The organism is Stutzerimonas stutzeri (assembly GCF_051028275.1).
Taxonomy (GTDB): domain Bacteria; phylum Pseudomonadota; class Gammaproteobacteria; order Pseudomonadales; family Pseudomonadaceae; genus Stutzerimonas; species Stutzerimonas stutzeri_AS.
In genome coordinates this window covers 3,889,576-3,910,477 of sequence record NZ_CP069269.1, presented here as the reverse complement: position 1 = coordinate 3,910,477, position 20,902 = coordinate 3,889,576, and the positions used below count along the sequence as shown (strand labels likewise).

At 61.8% G+C, this 20,902-nt stretch carries 24 protein-coding genes; 11 read left to right on the top strand and 13 right to left on the bottom strand.

Going from position 1 to position 20,902, the window contains the following annotated elements; all coding sequences use genetic code 11:
- The first annotated feature begins 56 nt into the window (after positions 1-56).
- The 10 genes from JQR87_RS18250 to JQR87_RS18205 all read left to right on the top strand — a co-directional run bounded on the left by JQR87_RS18250 (position 57) and on the right by JQR87_RS18205 (position 10,309).
- Positions 57-1,016: a PfkB family carbohydrate kinase gene (locus tag JQR87_RS18250; protein WP_407294478.1), complete on the top strand. Its 960-nt coding sequence runs from the start codon at positions 57-59 to the stop codon at positions 1,014-1,016.
- On the top strand, positions 1,009-3,408 hold the full coding sequence (locus tag JQR87_RS18245; protein WP_407294480.1) for a glycoside hydrolase family 65 protein: 2,400 nt from the start codon (positions 1,009-1,011) through the stop codon (positions 3,406-3,408). Before JQR87_RS18250 ends, JQR87_RS18245 begins: the two co-directional genes overlap by 8 nt.
- A 103-nt stretch (positions 3,409-3,511) precedes the next feature.
- A complete protein-coding gene (locus JQR87_RS18240) occupies positions 3,512-4,003 on the top strand; it encodes a Na+/H+ antiporter subunit E (protein WP_407294481.1) in 492 nt (163 codons plus the stop codon).
- Positions 4,003-4,254 carry a monovalent cation/H+ antiporter complex subunit F gene (locus tag JQR87_RS18235; protein WP_407294482.1) on the top strand — a complete coding sequence of 84 codons (252 nt, stop codon included), beginning with the start codon at positions 4,003-4,005 and terminating at the stop codon, positions 4,252-4,254. The genes JQR87_RS18240 and JQR87_RS18235 overlap by 1 nt, the downstream gene beginning before the upstream one ends.
- Entirely contained in the window at positions 4,250-4,543 is a 294-nt protein-coding gene (locus JQR87_RS18230; protein WP_407297632.1) for a cation:proton antiporter, read from the top strand. Before JQR87_RS18235 ends, JQR87_RS18230 begins: the two co-directional genes overlap by 5 nt.
- Positions 4,536-5,447 carry a hydrogenase subunit MbhD domain-containing protein gene (locus JQR87_RS18225; protein ID WP_407294484.1) on the top strand — a complete coding sequence of 304 codons (912 nt, stop codon included), beginning with the start codon at positions 4,536-4,538 and terminating at the stop codon, positions 5,445-5,447. Before JQR87_RS18230 ends, JQR87_RS18225 begins: the two co-directional genes overlap by 8 nt.
- Positions 5,444-5,743, top strand: a complete 300-nt coding sequence (locus JQR87_RS18220; protein ID WP_407294486.1) for an NADH-quinone oxidoreductase subunit K — start codon at positions 5,444-5,446, stop codon at positions 5,741-5,743. The genes JQR87_RS18225 and JQR87_RS18220 overlap by 4 nt, the downstream gene beginning before the upstream one ends.
- Positions 5,740-7,164 carry a complex I subunit 5 family protein gene (locus JQR87_RS18215; protein ID WP_407294488.1) on the top strand — a complete coding sequence of 475 codons (1,425 nt, stop codon included), beginning with the start codon at positions 5,740-5,742 and terminating at the stop codon, positions 7,162-7,164. Before JQR87_RS18220 ends, JQR87_RS18215 begins: the two co-directional genes overlap by 4 nt.
- Complete coding sequence (locus JQR87_RS18210; RefSeq protein WP_407294490.1) at positions 7,161-8,657, top strand: complex I subunit 5 family protein; 1,497 nt, start codon at positions 7,161-7,163, stop codon at positions 8,655-8,657. The genes JQR87_RS18215 and JQR87_RS18210 overlap by 4 nt, the downstream gene beginning before the upstream one ends.
- Positions 8,654-10,309 carry a proton-conducting transporter transmembrane domain-containing protein gene (locus JQR87_RS18205; RefSeq protein WP_407294492.1) on the top strand — a complete coding sequence of 552 codons (1,656 nt, stop codon included), beginning with the start codon at positions 8,654-8,656 and terminating at the stop codon, positions 10,307-10,309. Before JQR87_RS18210 ends, JQR87_RS18205 begins: the two co-directional genes overlap by 4 nt.
- A gap of 127 nt (positions 10,310-10,436) precedes the next feature.
- Here the strand turns inward: JQR87_RS18205 and JQR87_RS18200 are convergent, their stop codons facing one another.
- The 8 genes from JQR87_RS18200 to JQR87_RS18165 form a co-directional block, all read right to left on the bottom strand.
- Complete coding sequence (locus tag JQR87_RS18200; RefSeq protein WP_407294494.1) at positions 10,437-10,832, bottom strand: hypothetical protein; 396 nt, start codon at positions 10,830-10,832, stop codon at positions 10,437-10,439.
- 187 nt (positions 10,833-11,019) lie between these two features.
- On the bottom strand, positions 11,020-11,652 hold the full coding sequence (locus tag JQR87_RS18195; RefSeq protein ID WP_407294496.1) for a DUF2238 domain-containing protein: 633 nt from the start codon (positions 11,650-11,652) through the stop codon (positions 11,020-11,022).
- A gap of 104 nt (positions 11,653-11,756) precedes the next feature.
- Positions 11,757-12,200: a ketosteroid isomerase-related protein gene (locus JQR87_RS18190; RefSeq protein WP_407294498.1), complete on the bottom strand. Its 444-nt coding sequence runs from the start codon at positions 12,198-12,200 to the stop codon at positions 11,757-11,759.
- Positions 12,201-12,286: 86 nt separating this feature from the next.
- The gene (locus JQR87_RS18185) at positions 12,287-13,684 is read right to left on the bottom strand and encodes an ATP-binding protein (protein WP_407294500.1); all 1,398 of its coding nucleotides are present in this window, start codon (positions 13,682-13,684) and stop codon (positions 12,287-12,289) included.
- Positions 13,681-14,358, bottom strand: coding sequence for a response regulator (locus JQR87_RS18180; RefSeq protein ID WP_407294502.1), 678 nt, complete (start codon positions 14,356-14,358; stop codon positions 13,681-13,683). Before JQR87_RS18180 ends, JQR87_RS18185 begins: the two co-directional genes overlap by 4 nt.
- Before the next feature lie 83 nt (positions 14,359-14,441).
- A complete protein-coding gene (locus JQR87_RS18175) occupies positions 14,442-15,047 on the bottom strand; it encodes an outer membrane protein (protein ID WP_407294504.1) in 606 nt (201 codons plus the stop codon).
- Between the two features lie 136 nt (positions 15,048-15,183).
- The gene (locus JQR87_RS18170) at positions 15,184-16,194 is read right to left on the bottom strand and encodes an SDR family oxidoreductase (RefSeq protein ID WP_407294506.1); all 1,011 of its coding nucleotides are present in this window, start codon (positions 16,192-16,194) and stop codon (positions 15,184-15,186) included.
- Positions 16,195-16,402: 208 nt separating this feature from the next.
- Positions 16,403-16,810: a hypothetical protein gene (locus tag JQR87_RS18165; RefSeq protein WP_407294508.1), complete on the bottom strand. Its 408-nt coding sequence runs from the start codon at positions 16,808-16,810 to the stop codon at positions 16,403-16,405.
- Here JQR87_RS18165 and JQR87_RS18160 point away from each other — a divergent pair.
- Positions 16,794-17,693: an acyltransferase family protein gene (locus tag JQR87_RS18160; RefSeq protein ID WP_407294510.1), complete on the top strand. Its 900-nt coding sequence runs from the start codon at positions 16,794-16,796 to the stop codon at positions 17,691-17,693. The two genes, JQR87_RS18165 and JQR87_RS18160, sit on opposite strands and share 17 nt — an antisense overlap.
- Here JQR87_RS18160 and csgH read toward each other — a convergent pair.
- The 5 genes from csgH to JQR87_RS18135 form a co-directional block, all read right to left on the bottom strand.
- Positions 17,679-18,104, bottom strand: coding sequence for a curli-like amyloid fiber formation chaperone CsgH (gene csgH, locus JQR87_RS18155; RefSeq protein WP_407294512.1), 426 nt, complete (start codon positions 18,102-18,104; stop codon positions 17,679-17,681). The two genes, JQR87_RS18160 and csgH, sit on opposite strands and share 15 nt — an antisense overlap.
- Before the next feature lie 21 nt (positions 18,105-18,125).
- Positions 18,126-19,055: a hypothetical protein gene (locus JQR87_RS18150; RefSeq protein ID WP_407294514.1), complete on the bottom strand. Its 930-nt coding sequence runs from the start codon at positions 19,053-19,055 to the stop codon at positions 18,126-18,128.
- 22 nt (positions 19,056-19,077) lie between these two features.
- On the bottom strand, positions 19,078-19,563 hold the full coding sequence (locus JQR87_RS18145; protein WP_407294516.1) for a curli production assembly protein CsgB: 486 nt from the start codon (positions 19,561-19,563) through the stop codon (positions 19,078-19,080).
- Positions 19,564-19,679: 116 nt separating this feature from the next.
- Positions 19,680-20,060 carry a CsgE family curli-type amyloid fiber assembly protein gene (locus JQR87_RS18140; RefSeq protein WP_407297634.1) on the bottom strand — a complete coding sequence of 127 codons (381 nt, stop codon included), beginning with the start codon at positions 20,058-20,060 and terminating at the stop codon, positions 19,680-19,682.
- Between the two features lie 17 nt (positions 20,061-20,077).
- Entirely contained in the window at positions 20,078-20,662 is a 585-nt protein-coding gene (locus JQR87_RS18135) for a helix-turn-helix transcriptional regulator (protein WP_407297636.1), read from the bottom strand.
- Between the last annotated feature and the right edge of the window lie 240 nt (positions 20,663-20,902).

The following is a 20,902-nucleotide window of genomic DNA, read 5'->3' as shown; positions in this document are numbered from 1 at the left end:
CCTCGCCGGCGGTTCAGGTCCGTTGAAGAACGAGCCTGAGCCGTCGGAGCATACCCATGCAACGCCTCACCCTGCTGTCGCTTGGCAGTATCAATGCCGATTTCCAAGTGCGGGTCGACGACCCCGCTGGCAGCCGCGAAACCCAGCTCGCCCATGACTTGTGTCGCTTGTCCGGCGGCAAAGCGAGCAATACGGCTTTTATCGGCGCCCGTTTCGGTCATCGCAGCCTGTTGCTCGGCCGCGTCGGTGACGATGAACTGGCCGAGCAGGCGCTCGGCCCGTTGCGCCAGGCAGGTGTTGAGGTCGATAACGTCGGGCGCGCTGCCGGCCAGCACACCGGGGTGTCGATGATCATGGTGCCTCCTGGCGGCAAGAAGAACATTGTCCTGGCGACGAACGCCAATGACTGCTGGGAAGATGCGGCGATTGACGCTATGGCTGCAGCGATCGACAGTTGCAAAACCCCCGCTTTGCTGGTGTTCGACTACGAAGTGCCAGCCCGGGTGGTAGACCAAGCCCTGGAAGCGGCAGCGCGAAGGAACATCCCCGCAGTGCTCGATCCGTCCTTTCCGGACCGGGTGGACCAGAAGCTGTTGCCCAGGCTGCATGCAATTACCCCAAACGTTTCAGAAGCCGAAGGGCTGGTCGGTCATTCACTCGATTCGATAGACAGGCTCGCCAATGCGGCGCGCCAACTGCAACGCGACGGGCCTGTTGTGGTGTGCATCAAGCTGGGCGATGGAGGTTGCGTGCAGGCGACTGCTGACCAGACCCTGCACATCCCGCCGAGCGACGTGGAGCCGGTCGATACCACGGGCGCCGGCGATGCCTTTACCGGCGTGTTCGCCGTCGCCTTGCTCGAAGGCCTCGAGCCACGCCAGGCTGCCGCCTGGGGCGTGGCGGCGGCGAATCTTGCTGTCAGGGGGTACGGCTCGCAGCCTGCGTATGCCGATCGGCAACAGGTGGTTGAGCTGGCACAGAGGTTACTGAACAGCGCGAGAACGCTCGATGGCTGAGCCGAGCACACGGTGCCAGATCGTCTTCGATCATTACGATCGCAACGATGAGCGCCGTCGCGAAGCGCTGCTCGCCCTTGGCAACGGTGTCTTGTCGTGGCGCGCCAGTGCGCCGGAAGCGTCAGTTCAGCCCCATGCGGATCAAAGCGAGCACTACGCAGGGTTTTACCGTGCCGGTTGGTATGACGAGGCACCGCGCAAGGTCAATGGCGAATTGGTGCATATGGCGGCGTTGGTCAATCTACCGGACCCGTTCGGACTCAGCTTCGCGTTGGAGGATACCGACTGGTTCAGCCTCGACAGAGTGGACCTGAAGCGCTATCGGCAGGCGCTGAATCTGGACGACGGCGTGCTGGAGCGGCAGCTCGAGTTCAGGCTTGCCGCGCATCGGGTGCGACTGCTTGAACGGCGTCTGGTCAGCATGGCGACCCCGAATCTCGCCGTGTTGCGCTGGGAGCTGCAGCTGCCGCCCGGCCTCAAGCTACGCCTGCGCGCAGTGCTGGACGGTGGCGTAAGCAACGCCGGCGTAAGCCGCAATCGTGCTTATGAGGGGCGGCGACTGCAGCATGTTGCGTTCGATCAGGACGAAGCGGGCACTGCCGCACTCAGTGCCCGGCTGCATGATCATCGTCGTCGATTAGCGATTGCGACGCAGATCCGGACGCCGGAACACCAGATGCAATGGCGCGCGATGACCTGCGAACAGCGGCTGATTCAGCAGGCGGAATGCAGGGTGCCTGGCGACGGCCGGCTGATTATCGAAAAGTATGCGGTGGTGCTCATCGACGATGAGCGGCCGGCAGCCGACGAAGATGCCCGTTTCGAGGCGCTGCGCCAGTTGCCGCGTGCAAGTTTTGAACTTCTCGAGCAGGCGAGCGCCGGGGACTGGCAAAAGCTGTGGCAGGGTCACGCACTCGCGTCGGATGAACCAGAGCTGCAGCGCACGCTGCACTTTCACGCTTTTCATTTGCTGCAAACGGTGTCGCCACACACTGTCGGGCGCGATCTGGGCTTCCCGGCCCGTGGCTGGATGGAAGGCTATTACGGTCAGGTGTTCTGGGACGAGCTGTTCGCGTATCCCGTACTTGCAACCCATTGGCCCGAACTGGCCAGAAGCCTGCTGGACTACCGCTATGCGCGACTCGACAAGGCGCGCGAGCGTGCCCGTCGCGTCGGGCTGCGTGGTGCCATGTTTCCCTGGCGCAGCGCCCGAACAGGCGAGGAGGAGACCCCGCCCTGGCAGTGCAACCCGATGTCGGGGCGCTGGATGGCCGATCACACCGGCCTGCAGCGACACATTGGTTCAGCTGTAGCTTACGATGCCTGGCAACTCTTTCTGGCCACTGCCGACGAGGCGCTGTTGGCCGGGCCCGTTGGCGAGCTGATCATCGAAGTGGCGCGGTTCTGGGCCAGCATCGCGCGGTTCGATGCGTCACGGCAGCGTTACCTGATCTGCGGCGTGATCGGCCCCGATGAGTATCACAACAGCTACCCGGACGCTGCAGAGCCAGGCCTGAACAACAACACCTACACCAACCTGATGGCGGCTTGGACGCTTGACCGCGCGCAACAGGTGCTGGCACTGCTCAGCGAGCCTGATGCGCTCGCCCTGCGACAACGGCTGGCGCTGGAGCCAGACGAGCCGGAGCATTGGCAAGCGGTCGCAAAAGGTCTTTACCTGCCCTTCGTCGACGACCAGCTGCTCAGCCAGTTCGAGGGTTTCGACAGGCTGGAAGCGCCCCCCCAGGAGTGGCTGCACGGTGACCGGCCGCGACTGGACTGGATGCTCGAAGCGCGGCACGACAGCTGCGACCGTTATCAGCTGACCAAGCAGGCTGATGTGCTGATGGCCTATTACCTGCTGCCTCAGCACCGGTTGGAGCGGATTCTTGAACGCCTTGGGTATCCCCATGATGACGCCAGTACACGCCGCACCTTGGCGTATCACCTGGCTCGCATCACCCATGAGTCGAGCCTGTCCAAAGTGGTCTGCGCCGGTGCGCTCGCCAACATCGACCGTGAAGCGTCCTGGTCGTATTTTGAACAAGCGCTTGAAACCGACCTGGGTTCGCCAGGCAACGGCGGTACGCAGGAAGGCGTGCATCTGGGCGCTATGTGCGGTTCGCTCGATGTGCTGCAGCGCCACTATATGGGCGTTCAGCTGGAGCTCGATGGGTTGCATTTGACTCCGTCACCGCCGGCTGCCTTGCCGCCGCTCTCATTATCGTTACTGTTCCGGCAGGCACGCCTCTATCTGCGACTGGCCAATGGCTCGCTGGAGGTCAGGGCCGACGCCAACAACGCGAACCCGGTGCCGCTGCACTACGCTGAAGGCGCGCGCCTGCTGGCGCCAGGCGAATCGCTGGAGATCCATTGCAACCCGCAGAGCTGACCTTTCGGCAACGCATTGAAACAAGCCTGAACGCCTGATCAGCGGAACGCCATGGCGTCGGCTCGTTCAATACAGAACGTGGCAAAACAAGGGGATGGATCGAATGAGCGGACTCGGAGGGCGGCACCGCTGGCTCGACGGGCTGGGCTGGGTGGTTCTGTATGCGATGGTCTGGGCGCTGTTTACCGAAGGTGGCGGCTGGGCCCTTGGCGTACCCAGCATTCTGCTCGCCGCTGGGTTGTCGCTCTGGCTGGGCCTGCGACCCTGGCACCCTTCGCTTCCTGCTCTGCCAGGCTTCCTCGGGTTCTTTCTCGGCAACATGGCTGCTGGTGCCTGGGACGTGGCGTTGCGCGCAGTGCATCCAAAAAGGCCGCTGCAGCCGGCCTGGCTCGACTACAGCCTCACATCTTCGTCGCCACAGGTGCGGCTGGTGCTGTCGGCGTTGGTCGGTCTGTTGCCGGGCACGCTGGCCTCTCGGGTGGAAGGCGACCGGATGCGCGTGCATGTGCTTGATCGACGCCAGCCCTGGGAGGCAACCGTGCAAACCCTCGAACGGCGACTGGAGCAATTGCTGTCACACGGAGACAGGCCTTGATGGCGCTGTATTCCGCTTGTCTGCTGCTGACCATCCTTATTGGACTCGGGCGCGTCGTGCTCGGGCCAGCTCAGGTCGACCGGCTGCTGGCCGTTCAGCTTTTCGGTACCACCGGCACGGCCTTGCTGCTGGTACTGGCCCAATGGCAACAACAACCGGCGTTGCGTGATGTGGCGCTGCTGCTGGGCTTGCTGGCGGCCGTAACAAGCGCTGCGCTGGTGCAGTTGCTGCGCAGGGGGCGGCATGATTGAGTCGCTGCTGGTTGGCTTCAGCTGGCTGCTGCTTATCGGTGGTTTGCTGTTTTTCGTGGCAGGGAGCATCGGCCTGCTGCGCTTTCCGGATACCGTCAGCCGCCTGCATGCCCTGACCAAGGCCGATACCCTGGGCCTCGGACTGGTCATCGCCGGCCTGTCGCTGCGTGCCGACAGCCTCTGGGAAGTCGGCCAGATGGTGCTGACCTGGCTATTGCTCCTCGCATCCAGCGCAACCGCGTGTCAATTGCTGGCACGTCAGGCCGGAGAGGCACCGCACGATGACTGAGTGGCTGTTCGACGGGGTGCTTGGTCTGCTCGTGCTCGGGCTTGCTTTCGGCGCGCTGCATGGGCGCAACCTCTACGCCAGCGTGTTGCTGTTCATTGCTTTTGGGCTGGCGCTGGCGCTGATTTGGGCGCGTCTCGGCGCTGCGGACCTGGCACTTGCCGAAGCGGCCATCGGTGCGGGCCTGACCGGCGTTCTATTGTTTACCGCATTGGCGCGCCAGCCAGGCTCGGCACATCGGCCAGACGTTACCGGCACCCGACTGCGCCTCGGCGCAGCGTCTGTGGTCCTGCCGATGCTGATGCTGCTGGCGCAGGGGCTCGCGCCGTTGACCGAGGCCGAGCCGCGTTTGGCAGCGCTGATCGACCAGCATCTGGATCAGACCGGCGTCGGCCATCCGGTGACCGCCGTGCTGCTGAACTACCGCGCCTGGGACACGTTGCTCGAACTGGCCGTCCTGCTATTGGCACTGCTCGGTGCGCGGCAACTCGGGCCGCGGCCGCTGGATCTGGCAGAACCCTGGCCTCTGCTGCGTGCCTGGGCGCGTGCGCTGGCCCCGCTGCTGGTGCTGGCCGCCGGCTACATTCTCTGGCGGGGTGCGAGTGCGCCCGGTGGCGCCTTCCAGGCCGGTGCGCTGCTGGCCTCGGGGGTGGTGCTGCTGCGGTTGTCAGGGCAGATTCCCCGGCTGCGCTGGTCGTTCGCACCGCTGCGCCTGCTGGTGCTCGGGGGCTTGCTGGTGTTCGTCAGCGTCGCGCTGGTGACCGCCTGGCTGGGTGGGGGCTGGCTCACCTATCCGCTTGGGGCAGCCAAGCCGCTGATCCTGTTGATCGAGGCCGTCGCGACGCTGTCGATTGCCGCTAGCTTGAGCCTCTTGGTGGTGGGCGAGGGGGAGGACGTCTCCTCATGAGCAGCAGCCTGTTCTGGATGATCGTCGGTGCTGCGCTCTGGCTGCTCGGGCTGCATGGGTTGCTGACGTTGCGCGAGGCGCTACGCCGGATCATCGCTTTCAACCTGATGGGCAGCGGTGTGTTTCTGGTGATGATTGCGCTGGCGTCGCGCCACCAGCCGAGCGATCCGCTGCTGGTGGCGTTGGTGGTTACAGGACTGGTGGTGGCAGTCAGCGCCACGGCGCTTGCGCTGCGTCTGGCCGGCGTGGCGCAGGGCGGAAAGGCGCAGTCGCATCAAGAGGATACGCAGCAATGAACGCGGCGCTGTGGAGCCTGTCATTGCCGTTGGTTGCGGGCCTGCTGCTGGTGTTGCTGCGGCCGGGTCGCAGCGGTCTCTGCGTGATTCTGATGAGCGTCGCCAGCCTGATCGCGGCGGCGTTTGCCTTGCAACAGGCGATAGACCTCGGGCCACAACTGATGCAGATCGGCGATTGGGAAACGCCTTTGGCGATCCGCTTCCAGCTGACCCCCCTGACGGCCCTGCTGATGGTGTTCACCGCGGGACTGCATTTGCTGGTCGCTCTGTACGCGGCACGCAGCCCGCACGCCACGGGCAGTGAAGATTACTGGCCGTTGTCCTGTCTGTTGCATGCCTCGCTGGTGGCGCTGTGGCTGTCGGCGGATCTGTTCAATCTCTACGTGACGCTCGAGCTGCTCAGCCTCTGTGCCGTAGCGCTGGTTGCGCTGGCCGGCCGCAAGGCTTATCGCCCCGCCTTCAACTACCTGATGTTGTCACTGGCCGGTTCGCTTGCCTACCTGTTCGGTGTCGCGCTGTTCTATGGTCGCTATGGTGTGCTCGACGTACCGGTGCTGGCCGAGCTGGCCGAGGCCGATAGCACGACCCGGTTGGCGCTGTTGTTGATGAGCCTGGGGCTGATGCTCAAGGCGGCGCTCTGGCCGCTGCACCTCTGGTTGCCGCCCGCACACGCTGGCGCGCCGACGGCCGTCAGTGCCTTGCTTTCGGCTCTCGTGGTCAAGGGGCCCATTTATATCCTGTGGCTGATCTGGAGTGAGATCGCGCCGCCAGAGCTGGGACGTCAGGCCGGGTTTCTGTTTGCCGGAGCCGGCATTCTTGCGCTGATCTCCGGTGGTTGGTCGGCCCTGCGTGCGCCGCGTCTGAAGGTGCTGGTCGCCTATTCGACCGTTGCACAGCTGGGCTATGCCCTGTTGGCGCTCGGCCTGCTGCTTCACTGGCAGGAGCCGCGAATGGAAGCAGCTTTGTGGCTGTTCATTCTGGCGCACGGGCTGGCCAAGGTTTCGATGTTCTTAGGTGCCGGTGAGCTGCAACGGGTGCTGGGCACGCGTCGGGTACGCGCGCTCAAAGGTGCCAGCCAGAACATGCCGGTGGCCATGGCGACGTTCGCCGTCGCTGGGGGCAGTTTGATCGGTCTGCCGCCCAGCGGAGGCTTCCTGGCCAAATGGCTGATGCTGCAACCCCTGTTCGAGCAACCGCACCATTGGCCTTGGGCTTTTGGTGTGCTGCTCGGCACCTTGATGTCGGCAGCCTATGTGTTTCGCGTGGTGGCGCTGGGCTTTGATCGAGCGCGGCCCAATCCACCCAGCATCAAGCCGGATCTCGTCGCGCAATGGCTGGCGATGCTGCCGGCACTGCTGGTGCTGAGCCTGGCGCTGATCAGCGAACCCTTGCTGCTCTGGCTCGGTGGGGTGGCGCGATGAACTGGACGCACTGGCTTCCACTGGCCATCGTGTTCAGCTCGCTGGTGCCGGGGCTGCTCATTTTTACCCTGCGTGAAGATCAGCATCGGCTGCGGGTCACGCTCAACCTCGTTGGCGTGGTGATCAAGCTGCTGTTGGTGGCGGCAATGATCTATGGCGTCAGCCGCGGCCTGGAGTTTCGTTTCAGCCTGCCGTTCTTGCCCGGTGCGCCGCTGGTGCTTCAAGGGGACGCGCTGTCGCTGTTGTTCGTCGCGCTGTCGTCAGTGCTGTGGATGGCCACGACCCTTTACGCCATTGGGTATCTGGAAAACTCACCGCTGCAATCACGCTTCTTCGGTTATTTCAGCCTCTGCGTCAGTGCCACGGTGGGCCTCGCCCTGGCGGGTAATCTGGTCAGCTTTCTGCTGTTCTACGAAATGCTGACCCTGGCGACCTTTCCTCTGGTGGTGCATCGCGGTACGCCGGAATCGCTGCGGGCCGGTCGTGTCTATCTGGCGTATACCGTAGGCGGTGGTGCGCTGGTGCTGATGGGCGTGGCGCTGCTACATGGGCTGGCAGGCGGCCCGGATTTCCAGCCAGGCGGCTATCTACTGCAAGCGGTCGGTGAGCACGATTTGGCATTGCGTGTCGCCTTCGTTCTGCTGGTCGCCGGGCTTGGGGTCAAGGCGGCGCTTATCCCGCTGCATGGCTGGTTGCCCAAGGCGATGGTGGCACCGGCGCCGGTCAGTGCGCTTCTGCATGCGGTGGCGGTGGTGAAAGCCGGCGCGTTCGGCATCATCCGGGTGGTTTATGACGTCTACGGGGCCGAGGCACTGGGCCAGCTGGATATGGCCGGGCCCCTGCTATGGCTGGCCGCGGCGACCATTCTTTACGGCTCGATGCGGGCCCTGCAGCAACAGGAACTGAAGAAGCGACTAGCGTATTCCACCATCAGCCAGGTGTCATACGTCACCCTTGGCGTGGCGCTGCTCGGACCGATCGCAGCGGTCGGCGGGCTGGTGCATCTGGTCCATCAAGGGCTCATGAAGGTCACACTGTTCTATTGCGCAGGCAATTTCGCCGAAACCCTGGGTATCCATCGTATTCGCGAGCTGGACGGGGTTGGCCGGCGCATGCCGCTGACGATGGCCGCGTTCAGTATTGGCGCGCTGGGCATGATCGGGATTCCGCCTATTGCCGGCTTCGTCAGCAAGTGGGCGCTGGGCATGGGCGCGCTGGAGGTCGGTCAGGACTGGGTGCTGCTGGTCTTGATGGGCTCGGCGCTGCTCAACGCGGGTTACTTCCTGCCGTTGCTCTGGCGCGGCTGGTTTGCAGAGCCAGCCGACTGGCATGACGACAACTGGCGCGAGGAGCGCTGGGAAACCCACTGGATGTTGCTCTTGCCTGCGCTGTTCACAGCGGCGATGTCCGTGCTTGTGGGTGTGCTAGCGGGTACGGCCCTGAGCCCACTGGGCTGGGCGCAATTGATCGTCAACCGGGAGTTCGCGCTATGAGCGGTGCCTGGCTCTGGGTGTTGGTGCCGCTGGCACCGCTTTTGGCCGCGGCCAGCCTGGGGATTTGGCGTGAGCGCGCAATCGGTTGGCTGTGGCTTGCCTGCATTCCGGCACTGGTGCTGACCGCCCATCCAATGCCAACGCTGGGCTTGCCGATGCTAGTGGATGGCGTGCGCTGGGGCGTCGATGATGAACTGTCCCGCGCCTGGCTGGCATTCACCGCGTTGCTCTGGGGATGTGCAGGCATCTTCGCTTCCAGCAGCCAGAGAAACGATCCGCAGCGGCTGCGCTTTTGGACGTTCTGGTTGTTGGCCCTGACGGGTAATTTATTGCTGATCATCGCTACGGACGCACTGAGTTTCTATCTCGGCTTCAGTGCAATGAGCCTCGCCGCCTACGGGTTGATTGTCCATCAGGGCGGACCGGGCCCGCGACGTGCCGGGCGGCTGTACCTGCAACTGGCGATCTTCGGTGAGATGGCCCTACTGGCCGGTTTGATGCTGCGCAGCCACGCTGCGCAGGGCGAATTCAGCTTCGCCGCCTGGCAAACGCTGCCCATGGATGGGCTGTCATTGATACTGCTATTGATTGGTCTGGGGTTGAAAGCAGGGTTTTGGCCTCTGCATGTCTGGCTGCCGCTGGCGCACCCGGCCGCGCCAGCGCCCGCAAGCGCAGTGTTGTCCGGGGCGATGCTCAAGGCCGGGTTGCTGGGTATCTGGCGCTGCCTGCCGGAGAGCGACCCGTTGCTGTCGAGTTGGGCGGACGTACTGCTCGCCATGGGTATTTTCGGTGCGGTCTATCCGGCAGTGCTCGGGCTTGTTGAGGGCAAGGCGAAGGCGGTGCTGGCCTATTCGTCGGTCAGTCAGATGGGTTATCTGGTGATGCTGCTGGCCCTGGCCTGGCGGCATTCCGAGCAGCTGTCGGCAATGACCGTTGTGCTGATGCTCTACGGCGTTCATCACGGCCTGGCCAAGGGTGCGCTGTTTCTGGCGGCAGGTTTGATCCATGCGGGTCGCTTGCCGCGCATCGGCTGGTTGATTCTGGTTGTACCGGCACTGGCGATCATCGGGTTGCCATTGAGCACCGGCGGGGGCGTCAAGACGGCCCTGAAAGACGTGTGGCATGTCGGTGAGTTCGAAGGTTGGCTGATCTGGCTCAGCCTCAGCAGCCTGACGACCTCGCTGTTGTTGATACGTGCGCTGTGGCTGCTACGTCTGGAGGGTCGAGATGCGCCGGCAAGCCGCCCGCCGTTGGCCCAGCTGCTGCCCTGGGCTCTGCTCAGCAGTTGCTCGTTGATCTTGCCCTGGCTCTGGCCCGCCTTGCGCGAGCCGATGCTTCACGGCCTCTATCCGGGTGGCGTCTGGTCTGCACTGTGGCCACTGCTGTTGGCGTTGGGTTTGGCTGGCGTGGCGCTCAAGCGTGGCTGGAAGGTTCCGACACGCCTATCCCATCTACCCAACCCGGCAGTGTCGTTTTCGCTGCGGCTGCGACGTCTGGTGCTCCGCCCCCCGGTGCCTGTGCCAACTGTCCGGCTGGATGCCTCGCGATGGCGACAACGGGAACGCCGCTGGAATCGTTTCTGGAGTATCGGTGCACTTTCCATGAGCGCCTGGCTATTGGCCGCTTTGCTGTGGTTAGGCTGGATATGGTGAGGACGAAGTACGGTTCCGATTGTTTGGTCATGCTTATTGCTAGTTAAAAGTTACCCTGGCCAGTTCTAAAGCGATCTGGGTAAAGAATAAAAAAGGCGCCAACGGCGCCTTGAATTGAAGCGTTTATTCAGACCGTGCCGAGCCCGGTTCGGTCGCTGCCATCCTCTGCCAGTAATTGCCCGAGCGGAGTACGGTCGAAGCCATCATCGGCAATGCGGTCCGCTTGTGGTGTCAGGTCGAACCCGTCTTCAGCGAACTGCTCGCTGAGTGGCGTGCGGTCGAAGCCATCATCGGCAATGCGGTCTGCTTGCGGTGTCAGGTCGAACCCGTCTTCAGCAAACTGCTCGCTGACTGGCGTGCGTTCAAAGCCATTTTCGGAAACAGCTCGGTCTGTAGATAGGCCCTGTTGCACGGTTGCTGCGCTCCGTGCTTCACCCAGTAGAGGTTGCGGGTGGCTTGGCGGGATGGCGAACGCAGTGGAAGCGACGCTTGCCATAATTACGCTTGCGAATAGCTTTTTCATGAAAGTGTCCTCGGTAGTAGTGGGTACGGGACTTATGCTACGGCCGAGAACGAATTGGACAAACGTGAGCGTATCAATAGTGCAAATCGACGAATGCGATAGTTCAAGAAGTACTGATTAATTACGCCGCTCATAATTTAATTTAATTGAGGCGATAGCATTTACAGAGTGAGTTATCAATAAACTATTAGGCCGCTCGGCTTGGCTGATGGATACCGATTGCGGCCATGCTTCGGTCATGTGATTTCACCATCAATGTCATCGCGGTCAGGCTGCCAAGCAGCGCGCAGAACATATCGGCCTGGGTATCCCACTGGTCACCCTGCATGCCGAGAAAGGCTTCGGCTCCCTGACCAAGCGCCAGCGCCGCCGCCCACTCGACCAGTTCGTAAACGGCGCTGAGCATCATCGCCATGCTTACGCAGACAAAGGGCAACAGGTGCTTGCCATGAACCCGGTCCTTGCGCACCAATAGCTCGCGCGCGATCAGCGCAGGCACAACGCCTTGGAAGAAATGCCCAACCCGGTCGTATGGGTTGCGGCTGAGTTCCAGCCAATCCTGCAGCCAGAAGCCGACCGGCACGCGGGCGAAGGTGTAGTGACCGCCGGCAATCAGGCCAAGCGCCTGTATGGTCAACAGAACGTACAGCAAGGACGAGAGCGGAAATCGCTTGTGGGTGTAAACCAGTACCGGCAGCAGGATGGCCACTGGAAGGACCTCCATTAGCCAGGTGGTGCGGTCGTGCGGGTTGATGGCCGATGCCACCCAAGCAAGTACAACGAGGCACATCAGGGTTTTGAGCAATAGCTGTCGGTGCATTCCACCTGCCTTTTCAGAGTCGGTCACTATGCAATGGACCACGAAACCGAGGGGATGACTGCTGCTAAGCGCTCAATCGCTCCGGTCCGGGCAGTGTAACGTCGTCAGGGCAGGGCTTTCTGGGCGTAGGAGCGGGTCTCGAGTCCAAGCTGAGATCGGAAGCTTTCCATATCGAACATGGTGCAGATCTCGCGGATCTGCAGGCCCGGCGTCAAAGTCCAGAACGCCATCGCCGAGATGCTCAACACCTTGTCACTGGTTGGGTAGCCGAGCGCGGGTGTTTCGATGGTCCCGATCAAGGTGCTCCAGGTGACCACCTTGTCGCCCTCGGCGACGCACTCTTCTACAACCACTTCCAGATCGGGCATAGCGGTACGGATCTGGGTCACCATCGCGGCGAACTCGGAGCTGCCCAGCGGGTGGCCGACGAAGGAACTCTTGTAGAGAAAATCCTTGCTGTGCAGCTTCTCGGCCAGTGCCAGGCGTCCGCGGTTCCAGCTCAGGTCGATGTGTTGGCGGACCAGCCGTTTGTTGTCGTCCAGTGACATCTGTCGCATCCGGTGAAGTGTCGGGCTACGAACTGTAGCAGCCGCTAGCTGGCGCTTGCATCCGTCCGCAGCCCCCCTTCGTCGGGTCAGTTGAGTGGCAGGCGTAGTCGGAACGCAGCGCCGCCCAGCTTAGAGTCATCCAGCCTGAGCTCACCGCCGTAGCTATCGATGATGTCCTTTACGACCGCCAGGCCGATGCCCTGGCCAGGGTGCTGGGCGTCCAGCCGCTCACCGCGACGGAGAATCCGCGCTCGCTGGTCAACCGGCACGCCAGGCCCGTCATCCTCAATGCTCAGCATCAGATGATGCTCACCCTGCTGCAGGCTGATGCGAACCTGATGGAGACAGAGTCGGTAAGCGTTCTCCAGAAGATTGCCGAGCAGTTCCATCAGCGCGCCCTGTTCCAGCGGGACGATCGCCTTTGCTGGAAGCTGCATGTCGACCTGCACACGCTTGTCCTGATAGACCTTGTCCAGAGTGCTGCACAGCCGAACCAGCAGCGGCTGTAGCGCCACACGGTGCCGCACCAAGCCGCTCTGGCCGAGGCTCGCCCGCTGCAGCTGATAGCCGATCTGCTGGCTCATGCGCTCGATCTGCGCACGCATGACACGGGATTGTTCCCTGTTGTCGGGCTGGGTGCTGATCACGTCACCAACGCTTTGCAGGACCGTCAGCGGTGTTTTAAGGCTGTGGGCGAGGTCGCCTAGCGAGTTGCGGTACTGCTCGCGCTGACGGCGCTCACCATCAAGCAGTCGGTTCAGCGAACGGGTCAGGCGCAGCAGTTCGCGTGGATGCTCATCGCTGAGCCGATCCAATCTGCCAGCCTCGACCTGGTCCAGCTCGTGGCTCAGTCGCTTGAGCGAGCGAAAGCCCCAGGTCAGGCCAAGCCAGAGCAGCGTCAGCAGCACCAGCAGGCCCCCGCCGAGCCAGATATAGAGTTGTTGCCGAAATTCCTCGAACAGGCTGCGGTATTCACTGGTGGGCTGCATGGTGACAAAGCTGTAAGCCTGCCGCTGGTCATTGGTCATGCGCAGCTCGACGTCGTAGACGAAATACTCGACGCCATCGTCCCCTCGGACACGCAGGAATTCGGCGACGTCACCTTCGAGGCGCGGCTGGTAGCCAATGGACTCATCTTTGGCCGAACGTGACTGCCAAAGCCGCTCGCCTTGCGGATCGAAGATGTAGCCCAGCAGCTTGGCATCGGGCAGGTCAAACTCTTCGTCAGGCAACCGATCCGGCATGATCAGCCGTCCCGCTTCGAGGCGCGATGCGGTAATCAGCGTGTTGGCATCGGCAGCCAACCGCTCTTCAATGACGCGTTCGAACGCCATGCTGAACGCAGTCTGCAGTACCGGCAGGAGGGCAAGCATGAATAGAATGGCGAGGCAGGCCGCACCCAGCATCAGTCGCAGGCGCAGCGACAGGGTGGCGTTACGCGACGCTCTTGCCAGAATCAGACAGCGTCGCCAACGGCGGCTCATCGGCAGCGCTCGGTGAAGAGGTAGCCCAGGCCTCGCACGGTGTCGATGGGTTTAAGCCCGCCTTGGGCTTCCAGTTTGCGACGCAGCCGTCCGACTAATACCTCGATGACGTTAGCGTCGCGCTCGTTGTCGTCCGGGTAGAGCTGTTCCATCAGGCGTTCCTTGGCTACCACTTGCTGCTGGTGGCGCATCAGGTATTCGAGGATACGGTACTCGAAGGCGGTCAGCAGCAGCGGCTCGTCATCCACCAGTGCCTGTTTGCGGTTGAGGTCGAGCTTCAGCGGGCCCGCCTCGATGCTCGCCTGGGTAAAGCCGGACGAGCGACGCAGCAACGCGTTGAGTCGAGCCTCCAGCTCCTCGAACTGGAAGGGTTTGACCACATAGTCATCGGCCCCTGCGGCCAGCCCTTCGACCTTGTCCTGCCAGTTACCGCGCGCTGTAAGAATCAGGATGGGAAAGCGCTCGCCGTTGCTGCGCAGCTGGCGAATCAGATCCAGGCCTGAGATGCCCGGCAATCCGAGGTCGACCACTGCCAGGTCATGATTGAACTCACGAGACTGGTAAAGCGCCTCTTCAGCATTAGCCACCGCGTCGACCACGTGCCCGCTTTCGCTCAGGCGAGTCAGTAGGTGGTGGCGCAGCAGCGCCTCGTCTTCCACCACCAGCACTTTCATGTGCGGCTCCTGTCATGCAAAACGGCCGGGACAATCCCGGCCGTGTTCTCGTTGTTGCAACCTTGCGGGTTGGAACCCTCTACTTAGAACTTGTAGTTCACGCCGAGGTAAGCCTGCTTGGTGCTGTGCAGGTCGATCGAGCCGACCTTGCCAACGCCGCGCTCGGCTACTTCCGTGCCGGCATTGCTGCGCAGGTAACGGTAGCCCGCTTCGATAGAAGTGTTGTTGCCTACGTCTTGCAGTACACCAGCCTGCAGGCCCACCAGATACCCGATATCGCTGTCGCGGCGGTAACCGCTGGACTCGTTCTCGAGCTTGGTCAGACCGGCGCTGGCACCACCGAACAGGCGGGTGGTATCACCGACCGGCAGGAACATGTCGTAGCTCCCGATCAGGTTCTGCTGACGCAGCTTGAGCGAGTGGCCGTAGTCATCGGATACGTTTTCATAGGTGGCATAGTACCGCGCTTCGTCGGTCATTTGTCCGGCACGGAGGCCCCAGGTACCGCTGTTCTTGATGGTGTCATCGAAGCGGTTCGTACCCGGCATGTTCTGCTTCAGGGTGCTGGAACGGTCAACGTTGACGGTGCTCTTGCCCCAGGTGAGTCCGGCGAAGTTGTCGGCGGCTTGGGCGCCGAGGGTGAAGACGCTGAGGGTGGTGGCAAGGGCCAGAGTGTTCAGCTTGTTCATGTGTTGCTCCTTTTCAGGCGTGGTAAAAGTTCACGTCTTCATCCTGCCTGCGGGCCGCTGAACCGATCCTGAACCCTGACTGAACCTAAGCTGAACGGTTGCAAGACGGCGCAGCGTGAGCTGCGCCGTCGATCTCCTAGCGCCCGCGGCGACCCAACAGGGCGACCAGCGCGGCCGCACCCACGGCTACGGCGGCAGTGGTGGCGACCGGATGTTGCGTGGCGCGGGTATATAGGCTGCGGGTCAGCACCATCCCCGGATAGTTGCCGCTGGCGCTGCCGTCACCGGCGCTGCCGACATCGCTTGCGTAAAGCGCGCCGCGGGGGTGTCGATCCGGCCGGCCGCTCTTGATGGCGTCGTAGACAAAGGTGCGGTTGACCCAGTCGGCCAGGTGCGGTGCGTTTTGCGCGAGCCGCGAGAGCAGCTTGGCGTTACCGATATAAACGTCGCGCTGCGGGTGTTCGGCGGCATGCAGGATTGCCCGGGCGACCACCTCCGGTGCATAGACTGGCGGCGGAAACACCGGCGCGCTGGGCAGGTAATTCTTTGAGTGGTCCATGAACTGGGTGTCGGTCGATGAGGGACGTACCAGGGTCACCGACACCGGCGTGCGCGACTTCTGCAGTTCGACGCGCAGCACATCCGTCATCGCCTTGATCGCGTGCTTGCTGGCGCTGTAGCTGCTGTGAAATGGCAGGGCGTTGGCTGACTCGACACTGCCGATGTTGATCAGCGCACCGCCCTTGTCGCGCAAGTGCTTCACGGCAATGGAGGAGCCATAGTGGGTGCCCCAGAAGTTGGTCTGCATGACCTGATAGTGGTCCTGGTCGCTGACTTCATCGAAGCGTCCCCAGACCGAGCTGCCAGCATTGTTGATCCAGGTGTCGAAGCCACCGAAGCGGGCAATGGTTTCGCTGGCGACACGCTCCAATTGCTCACGCTCGCCGACGTCGGCCTGAACGTGGAACACTCGGTCTCCGGCATTCAGTTCGCGCTCGATATCGCTCAGGGCGTCTTCGTTGCGAGCCACCAGCACCACGCGGGCACCTTTTTCGATGGCGAGGCGGGCAGTGGCCAGGCCGATGCCGCTCGAAGCGCCAGTGATGACGATGACTTGCTCATGCAAAGGTTTGAGAGAAATGCGCATCGGATCTCCTCGGATAGCGTCGATGTGGATTGGCTCGGTAGAAGCCATGGCCCCGCTTGGGGTTCCGGACAGGCGATGGATGGCGACGGTTGATCAACCCTGGGAACTGACTGCCGCTGTGGCGTCAGTTTTGATGCAGGTCATGGGTGCGGGCCGATGCAGCTACGCTTCGGCTGGATGGCCGTGGCGCTGTGTATTACAAAGTGTTTCATAAACCTCGGAACTCTTTTGATGGCCAATTGCTCTCAAGTTGGCTCCGGAGGTTCCTCCTGATGACCCCATGGACAGGAAGCCTGCACGGTGTCGTGCAGCGGTATGCCTCGACTTCAAGCAAGGTGCAGGAATGAAACGCTTTGTTGTGCTGGACAGTTTTCGCGGTATTTGCGCGGTCGCGGTGGTGCTGTTTCACACGCAGATCTTGCTGAGTTTTTCCGAACTCAGTTTCTTCCGGCATGCCGACTTGTTCGTCGAATTCTTTTTCGTGCTCAGCGGGTTTGTGATGTTTCACGCTTACGGCAGGCGCGAATTCGGGCGCGATGTGCTCAGGCGTTTCATCATCAGCCAGCCGCACCTTTCGGCTGTATCCCCTGCATTTGCTGATGTTGTTCGTCTTCATCGGGCTGGAGTTCGGCAAGCTCTGGGCAGAGCATCATGGGTTCTCATTCAACGATGCGGCCTTCACGGGCAAGACGGCGCCTAGCGAGATCCTGCCCAACGCTCTACTGCTGCAGAGCTGGCTTGGCGAGTTCAACAGCTTGTCCTTCAATACGCCCGCCTGGAGCATCAGCATCGAGTACTACCTGTACCTGATCTTGGGAATGGTGCTGCTGGCAATGCCGAGTTATTCCGGACGAATCCTGGCTCTGGCGACGGCAGTGTCGTTCGCGGCCCTGTATGTCGAACTGGACGTGATCAAGCCGTTCATCTGGCGGGGCGCCTCTTGCTTCTTTGCCGGTGCGCTGACCTATCGGCTGTATCAGAAGCTGGAACCGGCCATCAGCGGCCTTGACGACCGACTGTTCTTTACTGTGCTCGAGTTGCTTTGCCTGCTGCTGGTGTATCGCACGCTGACTCACGAAACGCTGCATCAGGGCATCATCGCCAGTCTGCTGTTCTGTGCTGTAGTCCTGGTCTTTGCCTGTGAGGGCGGTTCGGTTTCGCAGCTCTTGCAGCGTCGCGGCTTTGCCCGGCTGGGCGAGCTGTCCTTCTCGATCTACCTGACTCATGCAGCGGTGATCTTCGCTTTCACCAGTGCGGCGGTCGTACTGTCGAAGCTTTCCGGCACCGAATACACCACCATTGTGCAGCAGCCAGGAAGCGAGCAGATCATGCGTTACATCAGCAGCGGCAGCGTGCTGGTTGACGACCTGCTGACGCTGCTTGAACTGGCGATGGTGCTGGCGCTGTCGAGCCTGACTTACCGCTACGTGGAATTGAAGGGCATCGAGGTGGGGCGCAGGCTCGCACGCAATGAGCCGAGACAGCTATCTCAGGTTTGAATCGGCCATGACGACTGACGTATCCGCCCCCGGCGTCGGGTTTTGAGCTGGCGGTGCGGAGCCTGCCGGTTCGGTTGACGGGTACGTCTGGTGCAACGGCGTTTGCTGCTGGCCATCGACGGACCAGGTGACGGTCGCCTCGATATGGCTGTCGGTCGCGATGCCGAGTCGGTTGTTCAGCGGGCACTGCGTTTCAGGCCCGCTGGTCAACTCTCCCGATTGACGACTGCGGCTGGTGCCGGCGCGTCCCTTGGAAACCACTTCTAGCTGATAGCTGAGTCGGTGTGCTTCGGCACTGCTGAAGCACAACCGCAGATTCAACTGGTCGGCTTCGGGCCGCAGTTCCAGACGAGCATCAACTGGGCCGGTGGCGGAAGCTAGCAGCATGGCGGCGAGGGTCGCGGTGAGCATAAGCGGGGGCCAAGGTTTGGTTCATTGTTGAACAACGGTGGCCATATTGCCGGCCCCGGTCTGCGAAATGACCGCGTTCATGAGCTCGGCGCTTTGAGTGATCGACGCCTGGTTCGCCATCCCGACCTGATTGATGCGGGCTTCGTTGGCGCTGGCCAGCTGACTGATGGATGCGATGTTGTCGTCACCCGCTTGCACGACGCTCGCCTGGCTGTCGTCGAACCCCTGTACCAGCTCTACGCTATTGCCGTTGCCGGTTGACGAGCCGCTGAACGCATTGCCGCGCCCGGTCTGCTCGACGACGAGCAGGTTATCGTCGCCTGCCTGATTGAACTCGACTTCACCAAACAGGGTGTTCTGCGAAATCGTTGCGGTATTCAGGTTGCCATTCTGCGCCAGCTTGATATTGCCAGCATCGCCCTGCTCGACGGACGCGCGGTTGTCATCGCCGACCTGATACACCGCCAGCGTTGTGCCGTGGTAGATGCCGTACTGATCCAGAATGATCGAGTTGTTGTTACCGATCTGATACGCCTGACCGCCCGCAAAACCTTGCTGGATTGCCGAGATGCGGTTGTTGTCACCGACACTGCTGGCCTGCAGATCATTGGCATACCAGGTCTGTTCGACGTCAGTGCTGTTACCGGCGCCCTCCTGATAAATGCTCGCGGAGGAAAAATGGCTGTCTGGACCTTGATAGACCACGGCGTTGTTGTCACTACCGACTTGAACGAGGTTCGTGAGGTTCGATTCTGCGACGTCATGCTGGTAAACCGAACCGACGTTGGCTGTGCCGTTCTGTCGTATGACCGCCTCGTTCAGTTGGCCGGTCTGTTCGACGGTGGCGCTATTGTCATCGCCTGTCTGCGCGATGGTAGCGCTGTTATCGGCTTGAGCATTGATAGCGGCACCCAGCAGAGCGGCCGATGCGATGAGCTGCAGCCTGCGCATAAGGGTTACCCCGACGTTGTTATTAGCGATATTGAACAATCTGGATCTGCTGGCCGCTGCCATACTGCGTAACAGCACTGCTCAGGCCGCTGCCCAGCTGTTCGATGCTGGCGGTGTTGTCCGAGCCGATCTGGGCAATCGCAGCCTGGTTGTCGCTGCCGATCTGGCTGATGTCGGCCAGGTTGCCCTGTCCGATCTGAAGAATGGTGGCGATCTGATTTTCACCCTGCTGCAGGATGAACGCCTGCTGGTCGCTGCCTTGCTGCACGATATTGGCCAGCTGGGCTGTGCCGGTCTGGCTCACATCAGCCAGGTTGTCGTTACCGGTTTGCAGCACGCGGGCGACCTGCATGTCGGGCAGGTGCAACGCAGCGGCAGCTGAATCAGTAATGCTCAATGATCCCCCCGCAAGGTCGCCGTTGTCCATCAGGTCGGCTGCGTAAGTGGCTTGGCAACTGAGCAGAAGTGCGGCGAGCAGGCCGCGGCGGAGCTGGGCTAGACGATCCATGCAGGCACCTCGAAATAGTGCTCGGATTCTTGACTGCAGACGGGACGCTGAACATCCATCGAACGGTGCAAAACAAGCGCTACGTGATGAGCGGAGCGGATTAAGTCCTCGGCAGTTCAAAGCTCGTCCCGGTCCATGTCGAATGTGTCCTGGAGCAGGTTCTGCAGCTTGCTACGGTTAACCTGTTCCAAGATCTGTTGTGCCGCTTGGTTTGCGATGTCTTCGATCTCGGCTACGTTGGGCTGCAGAAAGCGTCGGTAGACGGTCAGCTGCCCATACTCCACCCACACCAGGCTGCCCCAGCGCGCTGAAGGGCGCTCCCGTACTACCAGATCTCCGTCGAGTGCGCTGGCGTCCTGAAGTTGGAAACTGAGATAGCGGTGAAAATCATGGCCGAATCGGGTAATCGTGTTGTCGATGATCAGCCCGCTCAATTCGGCTTCACCCTGCGCCTGGTCGAGCGGCTCTTCAGCCTGCACGGGACCGAGCAGGCTCATCAACAGCAGGCACCGCGTCAGGCGTGACACGACTCGGACCAATCCAGCCGGCCACGCAGCAGGAAAGCCGCCTCGGCCCGGTTGGAGGCGCCGATCTTGCGCAACAGGTTGTGGATGTGGCTCTTGATGGTATGCGGGCTCAGACACAGCCGCTCGGCGATCTCGGCGTTTGACAGGCCCTTGCCGGCCAGGCTGAGAATTTCCCGCTCGCGCAGTGTCAGCGAGGGTTTGCTACCTGCGAGGTGACGCATGCGCCGCCATTGGCTGAGCAGGCGCTCGGTCAGAACCCGCGGCAGCCAGTCGCCGCCGTCGAGCAACACCTGAATGCCGTCGAGCAGATGCTCGCGCGTAGCGTGGCTGTAAAAAACGCCGCGGATGGCCGGATGCTTGTCGACCAGTTGCTCGGCTTGCGCCGGCGCGATATTGACTAATGCGACCGGGGTCTGCTCATCAAGCTGATCGAGCAGTGTCGACAACTCTTCGGTGTGGCTGTTTCCCGAGTCGAGCAGGTAGAGGTCGGTGGTCCCCGGAACGATTTTGTCGAGCCTGGCCAGGGCTACTTCCAGCTGAGCCTGTTCACCAAGAAAGTGTTTGAAGAACAGTCCCAGGAGTTCATTGCCGGTCAGTAGCGTGACGATAGGCCGGTTACGTTCCAGGTGGGTGAAGTCCGCTTCGTCCATGTTCAATCCTTGGTCTGGGTGCCGTTATGCTGCTGGAGAAAAGTTACTAAACGACCGGCCAGAAATGACGAAGTTCAGCGTTTACGTTGGGATTAGGCCGGCATCTGCGCCCTAAGCACGTTAACCCGACAAACGGTTAAGGAAACGGTCTGGTAGGCGTAA